This is a genomic window from Bergeriella denitrificans NBRC 102155 (assembly GCF_001592185.1).
Classification (GTDB): domain Bacteria; phylum Pseudomonadota; class Gammaproteobacteria; order Burkholderiales; family Neisseriaceae; genus Neisseria; species Neisseria denitrificans.
This window is the reverse complement of the sequence record NZ_BCWL01000354.1, coordinates 1-897: the sequence shown is the minus strand read 5'-3', so window position 1 is coordinate 897 and position 897 is coordinate 1. Positions and strand designations below refer to the sequence as shown.

Annotated in this window: 1 protein-coding gene; it reads left to right on the top strand. The window is 52.3% G+C overall.

Annotated features, from left to right (window positions below; translation table 11 throughout):
• Positions 1–139 precede the first annotated feature (139 nt).
• Complete coding sequence (locus tag BDE01S_RS10775) at positions 140–571, top strand: surface-adhesin E family protein (protein ID WP_066081451.1); 432 nt, start codon at positions 140–142, stop codon at positions 569–571.
• Positions 572–897: the final 326 nt, after the last annotated feature.

Here is an 897-nt window from a genome sequence, read left to right as displayed (position 1 = left end):
CCGCCGCGCCGCATAAGCGCGGGCAGGGCGGCCGCTTTTCAGACGGCCTGAGCAACACGCCGCCGCCCTGCCGCCATAGTTTACGCACCGCACCGCTTTCAAGCATAATACAGGCCGTCCGAACCTTTTGGAATCCGCTATGAAATCCCGTTTCCTGTGTTTTACCGCCATCTCATCCACCCTGCTGCTGGCCGCCTGTGCTTCTTCAGACGGCCACAGCGGCAGCTGGCAAACCCTCGGCACACTCTCCGACGGCAACATCAAAGCCGCCATCGACAAATCCAGCATCCGCAAAAACGGCATGCTGGTCAGCTTCCGCGACCGCAAAACCATCAGCAAGCCGAGCGAAGAGCGTTTTACCAATACGCCTCCATATAAAACCGCATTGGGCAGCTGGGAAATCCACTGCGCCAATAAAACCTACCGCCTGACCGCCTTAAAGCTCATCAGCGACAGGGGCCAAACCGTGGCCGACGAGCAATATACCGCAACCAATCTGCGCCCCATGAGCATCATGAACGGCACGGTCACCGAAAAGCAATACGAGCTGGTTTGCGGCAAAAAGCTGTAATTATCCACATTTAAAAAAGCCGTCTGAATATTTTTCAGACGGCTTTTTTCGATAGTTCATTCAAGCAAACGGCTTCAACGCCAGTAAAGTCAAGCAGTTTAGCAAACAGGCACTCTAATTTGGAGCAAAGCCACCGGATTTTTTCTCTCCCGCAATCCGTTTATCCCCAAACTTATCCACAGAAAATCACCAATCTATCCGGCATGATGAAACCTTGCTTGCACAACAAAATCCATCCGGGCAGCCGCAGCATACGCCGCCAAGCAGCGAAGCCTAGATAAACGGAATATATAGTCATTTAAAATAAGAATGGTACAGCGTTGCTA